Origin of the sequence: Streptomyces sp. cf386, from assembly GCF_900103585.1 — a bacterium.
Classification (GTDB): Bacteria; Actinomycetota; Actinomycetes; order Streptomycetales; family Streptomycetaceae; genus Streptomyces.
Map to the genome: position 1 here is coordinate 1 of NZ_FNHV01000046.1, position 7592 is coordinate 7592.

General features: G+C 72.1%; 8 protein-coding genes. 7 read left to right on the plus strand and 1 reads right to left on the minus strand.

The genetic code is table 11. From position 1 onward, the window contains the following. Positions 1-206 precede the first annotated feature (206 nt). From BLU79_RS47110 to BLU79_RS47120, 3 genes are read left to right on the plus strand one after another with little or no spacing between them, the layout of a single operon-like run. Positions 207-905: a glycosyltransferase family 2 protein gene (locus tag BLU79_RS47110; RefSeq protein ID WP_093912214.1), complete on the plus strand. Its 699-nt coding sequence runs from the start codon at positions 207-209 to the stop codon at positions 903-905. After that, positions 902-1519, plus strand: a complete 618-nt coding sequence (locus tag BLU79_RS47115; protein ID WP_093912215.1) for a TIGR04282 family arsenosugar biosynthesis glycosyltransferase — start codon at positions 902-904, stop codon at positions 1517-1519. The genes BLU79_RS47110 and BLU79_RS47115 overlap by 4 nt, the downstream gene beginning before the upstream one ends. After that, positions 1516-2268, plus strand: a complete 753-nt coding sequence (locus BLU79_RS47120) for a class I SAM-dependent methyltransferase (protein WP_093912221.1) — start codon at positions 1516-1518, stop codon at positions 2266-2268. The genes BLU79_RS47115 and BLU79_RS47120 overlap by 4 nt, the downstream gene beginning before the upstream one ends. A gap of 328 nt (positions 2269-2596) precedes the next feature. Here BLU79_RS47120 and BLU79_RS47130 read toward each other — a convergent pair whose 3' ends face one another. Further along, positions 2597-3886, minus strand: coding sequence for a molybdopterin-dependent oxidoreductase (locus tag BLU79_RS47130; RefSeq protein ID WP_093912216.1), 1290 nt, complete (start codon positions 3884-3886; stop codon positions 2597-2599). 66 nt (positions 3887-3952) lie between these two features. Here BLU79_RS47130 and BLU79_RS47135 point away from each other — a divergent pair, with 66 nt between their 5' ends. From BLU79_RS47135 to BLU79_RS47150, 4 genes are all read left to right on the plus strand, one after another. Further along, positions 3953-5287, plus strand: a complete 1335-nt coding sequence (locus tag BLU79_RS47135; RefSeq protein ID WP_093912217.1) for a hypothetical protein — start codon at positions 3953-3955, stop codon at positions 5285-5287. A gap of 42 nt (positions 5288-5329) precedes the next feature. Continuing rightward, the gene (locus BLU79_RS47140) at positions 5330-5779 is read left to right on the plus strand and encodes an SRPBCC family protein (RefSeq protein ID WP_093912218.1); all 450 of its coding nucleotides are present in this window, start codon (positions 5330-5332) and stop codon (positions 5777-5779) included. A gap of 7 nt (positions 5780-5786) precedes the next feature. Then, entirely contained in the window at positions 5787-6116 is a 330-nt protein-coding gene (locus BLU79_RS47145) for a TfoX/Sxy family protein (protein WP_093912219.1), read from the plus strand. 118 nt (positions 6117-6234) lie between these two features. After that, positions 6235-6459 (plus strand): DUF4287 domain-containing protein, encoded by a 225-nt coding sequence (locus tag BLU79_RS47150; protein ID WP_093912220.1) that lies wholly within the window; start codon positions 6235-6237, stop codon positions 6457-6459. Positions 6460-7592 lie beyond the last annotated feature (1133 nt).

A 7592-nucleotide genomic window follows, 5' to 3' on the forward strand; every position in this document is an offset into this window, starting at 1 on the left:
AGGTAACCGGCGACGACCTCCGCGACCGTGGGGTCGTCGTCGACCACCAGGATCCGCCCGGCCTGCCCCGTGACCTCGTACGACTGCTCCATGCCCCCAGCCTCGCACCGGGCCCGCCTCTGTGCGGCTTCGGTCGGCTCCCGGGGCTCCGACGTCCGCGTTTCGTAAGGAACGAAGGACCGATATGTCCGAATCCCCTTCGTAGGGTGAGAGCCGTGACCACCGACGCGGATGTAGATGTCGTGCTCCCCTGCCTGAATGAGGCCGAGGCCCTCCCCTGGGTCCTGGCCCGGATTCCGGCCGGCTGGCGGGCCCTGGTCGTGGACAACGGCTCCACGGACGGATCGGCGGATGTCGCCCGATCGCTCGGGGCGACCGTCGTGCACGAGCCCCGGCGGGGTTTCGGCGCGGCCTGCCACGCGGGGCTGACGGCGGCCACCGCCGAGTTCGTGTGCTTCTGTGACTGCGACGCCTCCCTCGACCCGGGCCGGCTGGAACCCTTCGTTCGTGAGGTCCGCTCCGGCGCGGCCGACCTGGTGCTCGGCCGCAGGCGGCCGCAGAGCCGCGGCGCATGGCCGCCGCACGCCAGGGCCGGCAACCTCGCGCTCGCCCTGCTGCTGCGCCGCCGCACCGGCCTGCGCCTGCACGACCTCGGACCCCTGCGCGCCGCCCGCCGAGAGCCCCTGCTCGCCCTCGACCTCACCGACCGGCGCAGTGGCTACCCGCTCCAGATGGTGGTGCACGCCGCCGACGCGGGCTGGCGCATCGCCGAGCACGACGTGCCCTACCTGCCCCGCGCCGGCGCCTCGAAGGTGACGGGCACCTGGCGCGGCACCTGGCAGGCGGTACGGGACATGAGCCGCGTGCTGAACGAAACACCCGTACGCGAGAGGACGGCCCAGTGACCACCCTCCTCGTCATCGCCAAGGAGCCTGTGCCGGGCCGGGTCAAGACCCGGCTCACCCCGCCGTTCACTCCCTCGGAAGCCGCGGCCCTCGCCGAGGCCGCCCTCGCCGACACCCTGCGGGCCGTGGCCGCCACGCCCGCCGCCCGCCACGTCCTCGTACTGGACGGCACTCCCGGTCCCTGGCTTCCGCCCGGTTTCGACGTCGTACGGCAGTGCGCGGGCGGTCTCGACGAACGGCTCGCAGCCGCCTTCGCCGGGTGCGACGGCCCCGCCCTGCTGATCGGCATGGACACTCCCCAGGTGACGCCCAAGCTGCTCACCGTCGACTTCGCGGACTGCGACGCGTACTTCGGTCCGGCCGAGGACGGCGGCTTCTGGGCCCTCGGGCTGGCCGAGCCCGACCCCGCCCTGCTCCGGGGCGTGCCCATGTCGACGCCGGTCACCGGCGCCGTACAACGGGAGCGGCTCGTGCGCGCGGGGCTGCGCGTACGGGACCTGCCCCGCCTGCGGGACGTCGACACGGCCGCCGACGCCCACGCCGTCGCCGCACTCGCCCCGCACGGGACCTTCGCGGCACGGCTGGCCCGGTGCCGGGCGGTGACGCGCCCATGACCACGACGCCTGCCGCCTGGGCCGCCGCCGACCCGTACGCCACCGCCCTCCAGGCCGGTCGCGGCCCGCTGTTCCTGCGCCGCGCCGACGGATGGCTGCTGCCGCTCGACGTCGAACGCTGGTGCGCGCATGCCGACCCGGTCGACCTGGACGTACTCAACCGGTGCGAGGGCACTGTGCTGGACGTCGGCTGCGGACCCGGACGGCTGGTCGCGGCACTCGCCGCCCGTGGCCGCAGGGCCCTCGGTATCGACGTCAGCGAGACCGCCGTCCAACATGCCGTACGGCTCGGGGGCCAGGCGCTGCGGCGCTCGGTCTTCGACTCCCTGCCCGGCGAGGGCCGCTGGGGCACCGTCCTGCTCATGGACGGCAACGTCGGCATCGGCGGCGATCCGCGCGCCCTGCTGGACCGGGTGGCCGGACTCCTCTCCCCCGGCGGCCTGTTGATCGCCGAGACCGCGCCGGTGGACATCGACGAGCGGGCCGAGGTGCAGGTCGTCGACGTCATCCACAACTGTGGACCGGACGGTGGGTTCCCCTGGGCGCGGCTCGGCACCCCGGCCCTGCTGCGGTACGCCCGCAGGGCCGGGTGGAGGGCTGTCGGTCAGTGGACGGCCGGGGGGCGCTGCTTCGTCGCCCTGCGCAGCCGCAGCGCCAGCAGCAGCGCCGAGGCGCCGAAGAGCACAGCGGTGATCAGCAGCCAGCGGGCCAGGAAGCCCTCCGGAGACAGTCCCGTGCCCAGGCGGTAACGCCGGTCCACCATCCCGCTGATCAGCGGGAACCACACCAACAGAAGCAGGCCGGACAACGCTGCCGGGACACGGACGTACATCACCCACTCCCTGTGCCCGGCCGCACCGAGCCCCCGTACGACGGACCGATCCACCGCCGCGTACAGCGGCAGCAGGACGAGGTCGTGCAGCAGCGCCGCCCCCACGAACCACACCGCCACCCCGAACCAGTCGTCGACGAGGAGGCGGACGCCCGCGTATCCGGCGAGGGCGAACGAGGCGGCGAGCAGCAGAAGCTGGAAGGGACTTCCTACAGGGATCAGCGGTCGGCGCTTCAGTCGGGGCATCAGAGGTCTCCGAACGTCATACGGGCCACCCACTTGGTGTTCAGCACGCCGGGCGCCGCGGGCACGATGATCCGCGCCGGGAAGCCGTGGTCGGGGGACAGGTCCTCGCCGTTGACGTACAGCGCGAGCAGGGAGCGCGGATCGGCGACCTGGTTGGCCCGCAGGGCGGCACGACGGAAGGCGCCGCGCCGCTGGAGGGACTCGACGAGCACGTCCGGCGGATCGTCGTCGTACCCGACGAGCGCGGCGAGGTCGCGCAGCCGCACCCCGCGCCACCACTGGTCGGACGTCGACCAGCCCTCGACACAGGCGATGGGCAACGCCGCGCTGTGCAGGGGAAGGCGGGCCAGCTCGGCACGGCTGAGGCGGACGGTACCCGTGCGCCCGGTCAGGACGAGGTGCCAGGCGTCCTCGGCCGTCTCCGCCGCGTCGATTCCGGCGTACCGTGCCGTCTTGTTGATCTGGAACCCGTTCGGGCCGCTGCCCGGGTCGACTCCGCCGTGCGGGGCCAGCAAGGCGGTGCGCCGCAGCAGCCCGTCGAAGCTCTGCCCGACCGTGGTCGCGAACAGCAGCAGCGAACCGCCCCCGACGAACCACAGGGCACCGCGCCGGGAGACGGTCGGCGGGTCCGGGCGCGGGGAGACCAGATCGGACGGGACCGGATCCGACGGTTCCTCCTCCCCGAGGCGGCGCAGGTTCCGTACAGCCGCCGGAATCTTCAGGACGGCGTGGGCGACGAACGCGGCGAAGAACACCCACGCCCCGTAGAAGTGCAGGGTGTAGAAGGACCCCGGGAAGACGTAGTCCAGCTGGATGTTGAGCACGCCCGTCACGAACTCGAACAGCGCGCCGCCGACCAGGAACAGCAGCGAGATCCGCTCCAGCGCGTGCGCGAGCGAGCGGGCCGGCGGCAGCGTGAACAGCCTCGGGATCACCGACCACAGCTTGGCCAGCAGGACCGGGATCAGCGTGATGCCGAGCGTGACGTGGAGGCCCTGGTTGAGCCGGTACAGCCAGTGCGGATCGGTCGGCCAGGAGAAGAGGTAGAAGCTTAGGATCCCCTTGTCCGGGGTCTTGTCGTTCACCGCAGCCAGGTTCGGGTTGTAGGCGGCGTAGGACACCAGCCCCGTCACGAACAACACCGTGATCCCGCCGAGCAGGACGACGCCGAGCACCGAGGTCAGCCACGGGCCGCGCAGGGGGCTGCGCCAGAAACCCGGCGAGGAAGGAGACCGTGTCATGGCTCGACCGTAGGTCCGAGACACCCCCGGATCGGCCCCGCGCCCCATGACGAAACGCTGACATCCGGCCCGGACGGAGGTACTTCAACCCATCGCCCGGCCTAGCGTGCGGATGTGACCCGCCCCCTCCTCCGCGATCTGTACGCCGCCCTGGCCGCCGCCCTCCTCGTCACGGCGGCCGTACTGGTCGGACGGCACATCCAGCACTCCCACCACACCCTGTTCGTCAACTGGCCACCGCTGCTGGCCACCTGGGCCCCACACGTCGGCCCCGGCACGCCGGCCGCCCTCCTCGTGGCGGCGGCCGTAGTGGCATACGGCCCCGCGCTCGCCGGCCGGCTGCCCTGGCGGGCCCTGCTCGCGACGGCCTGGGCGACGGCAGCGGCCTGGATCGCCTCCCTCGCCCTGATCGACGGCTGGCAGCGGGGCATCGCGGGCCGCCTCACCACCCCCCACGAGTACCTCCAGGTCATCGCCCGCTTCGACGACATCCCGGCCACCCTGCGGGACTTCACCCACCACATCCTTCTGGAGTCCCCCGACAACTGGCCCGCCCACGTCGCCGGGCACCCCCCGGCGGCGACGCTCACCTTCGTCCTCCTCGACCGGATCGGCCTGCGGGGCGGCGGCTGGGCCGGGGTGTGGTGCATCGCCGTCGGCGCCACGGCATGCGTGGCCGTGCTGGTCGCGGTACGGGCACTGGCCAGTGAGAACCTCGCGCGACGAGCGGCGCCCTTCCTGGTCCTGGCCCCCGCCGCGGTGTGGATGGGCACCTCGGCCGACGCGTACTTCGCGGCGGTCGCGGCGTGGGCCGTGGCGATGCTGGCACTCGCGGTCACCGGTCGGTCGTTGTGGTGGGCGGCAGCGGCCGGACTCCTCTTCGGGCTTACGTGCTACCTCTCGTACGGTCTCACCCTCGTCGCCCTCATCGGCGCGGCGGTACTGCTGCTGGGCCGACGGCGTGTCCGGGAGCGACCGGTGCTGCTCGTGGCACTGCTCGCCGGTCTGACCGTCGTACCGACAGCCTTCACACTCGCCGGGTTCGACTGGTGGGAGGCGTACCGCCTCCTGGTCACGCGCTACTACCAGGGCGTGGGCGGCATCCGCCCGTACGGCTACTGGGTGTGGGCGAACCTCGCCTGCGCGGTCCTGATCACGGGCCTGGCGACGGCACCGGGGCTGCGGCGGACGGGTGCCACGGTGCTGCTCCGGCGGCGCACCGAACCCCCCGAGCACGTCCGCCTCGCCCTCCTCGTGTCCGCCGCCCTCCTCGCTCTCCTGGCGGCCGACCTGTCCGGCATGAGCAAGGCCGAGACCGAACGCATCTGGCTCCCCTTCGCGGTGTGGCTACTGCCGGCCTGCGCGTTCCTCACCCGACCCCGCGCCTGGCTGGCCGCCCAGGCGGTACTCGCACTCCTCCTCAACCATCTGCTGCGCACCGGGTGGTGACGCCAGGCGGCAGCGAGGAAGGTGGAAGCGGAAGGTGGAGACATGACGATCGACGTGACGGCCGAGCGCGTGATCCCGCTGCCGCGCGAGAGTGTGGCCGCGTACGCCATGGACTGGCGGCACGACGCCGACTGGACACAAGGCATCCGTACGGCCGAGCTGACGCGGGAGGCGGACGGCGGGGGCTTCGGCGTAGGGGCGGAGGTCACCCGCACGGCGCACTTCCTGGGCCGCCGCATCGACTACGTGCTGCGAGTCGCCGCATACGACCCGCCCGGGCTGCTGGACATGGTCTCGGTGGCGGGCCCGATGCCGATGCACGTCACCTACACCTTCGAGCCCCACGCCGACGGCACCCTCGCCCGCATCCGCGTCCGCGGCGGGAACGGTGGCTTCTACCGCCTGGCCGCCCCCCTGCTCGCCCGCCAGGTGCGGGGCAACCTCGCCAAGGACCTGCGCGACCTGCAAGCACGGCTTGTGGAACAGGAGTGAGACGGCGATGGCGTACGACGAAGGACTGGCCGAGCGGATCCGGGAACGGCTGGGCACGGACCCGGACATCAGCGAGAAACGGATGTTCGGCGGGCTCGCGTTTCTGTACCGCGGCAACATGGCCGTCGGCGTCACCGGCGACGACCTCATGGTCAGGGTCGGCCCGGAGGCGACGGACACGGCGCTGGCGCGGCCGGGGGCAAGGATCTTCGACATGACCGGCCGTCCGATGCGCGGCTGGGTCGTGGTGGAGGGCACCTCGGTCGCGGAGGACGAGGCGCTCGGCACCTGGGTCGACGAGGGACGCGCGTTCGCGGCGGGCCTGCCGCCCAAGTGAGGCACAGGCACGACATGCGCAGCATGTGACGCAGCACACCTTCGACTGCCGATGACTTCAGGCGCGGCCATCGGTCATACAGCGGACTGCACCGGACCAGACGGGAGACACCACCGCCATGACCACCACCTCGACCACCGCCGTGAAGGGCCCCGCGAGCTACTTCCCCTCCATCGAGAAGAAGTACGGCCGCCCGATCGCGGACTGGCAGGACCTCATCCGCTCCTCGCCGCTGACCCGGCACATGGAGCTGGTCAACTGGCTGAAGTCCGAACACGGGCTGGGCCACGGCCACGCCAACGCACTCGTCGCCCACACGCTCGCGGAGCACACCGGCCAGTGAGGCGCGCACCCGCATTCGGTCTGCCGCAGCCAGGTGGCCGGGTAACACGCGCTCAATGCGGCTGCGGTCAGCGGTCATCTCCTGAGTTGCTCGTGCGCCGCTGAGTTCTCCTCGGTGTGCGCCTGCAAGGACGGCATGGCCACCACCACTCGCTTCCAGACCTGGAGCAGCCGCAAGTCACCTGCAAGGGCTCTCCACGCCTCCGGGAGAACCGCGTGCCCACAGCGTGCCCGTAAGGGCGGACAACCACGGTCATCAGCGGTGCGATCCCGCGCCCTCGGACGCCACCCTCACAGCACATATGACCAGGTCAGAAGGGATCGGGCCGCCCTAGCGCCGTCGCTTCCCAAGCTGAGAGCGCGAGTTCGATTCTCGTCACCCGCTCCATGATTAAGGCCCAGGTCAGAGACCCGGGCCTTTTTTCTGTCCGTGGTGATCAGCGGTCGCGTGCCAGATTCGTGCCCCCGCTCCGAGGACTGGCCGGCGCGGGCCATGAGGTCCTGAGCTTGGCGCCGGTGTCGGCGCCGAGGGTGTTGCCGGTGTGCCGGGCGGGCATAGTGACAGGCCCCCTAAGGGCTGCGGCCGTAGTACTGGCGGACGAGAAGCTGGACCGTGCGGCGCGCGCGACGCGGATCAACGAGGCCGCGCCTCGCAGGATGAAAACCGGCCGACTGAACGAGCATGCCGGTGGCGATGAGAGGTTGCGGCCGATCCGGTCGGCGAGGTGGCCGGTGGGCCCTGTCCGGTGCCTCCACGAGATCGGGTAGAGGCCCTGTGGAAGGGAACCAGCGTCAGCACCTTGGCCGAGAGGCTGGTTCCAGCCGGTCGGGGGGGGGGAGCGCTCCGGCCCGTCGGCGGGCGGGTGGGCGAGGTCCGGCGGATGGTGTCGGCGGTTCTCGTCCGGTGGGATCGGTCCGTGGGCCCGACCGGGTCTGCCGGCCGCAGTCGATTTCCGAACCGTTCGAGGATCACCCAGCCATGCCCGAGTTGTACCTTCGTCAGCCTGTCCGTGCTCTGCGCCGCTGTGCGGCGCAGCCCCATGTGCTGTTCGGGGGCGTGTACGGGGCGGTACTGGCCAGCTCCATGGTGGCAGCCCTGACGGAGCAGGGTGAGACGGCGCCCGCCGACCGGTT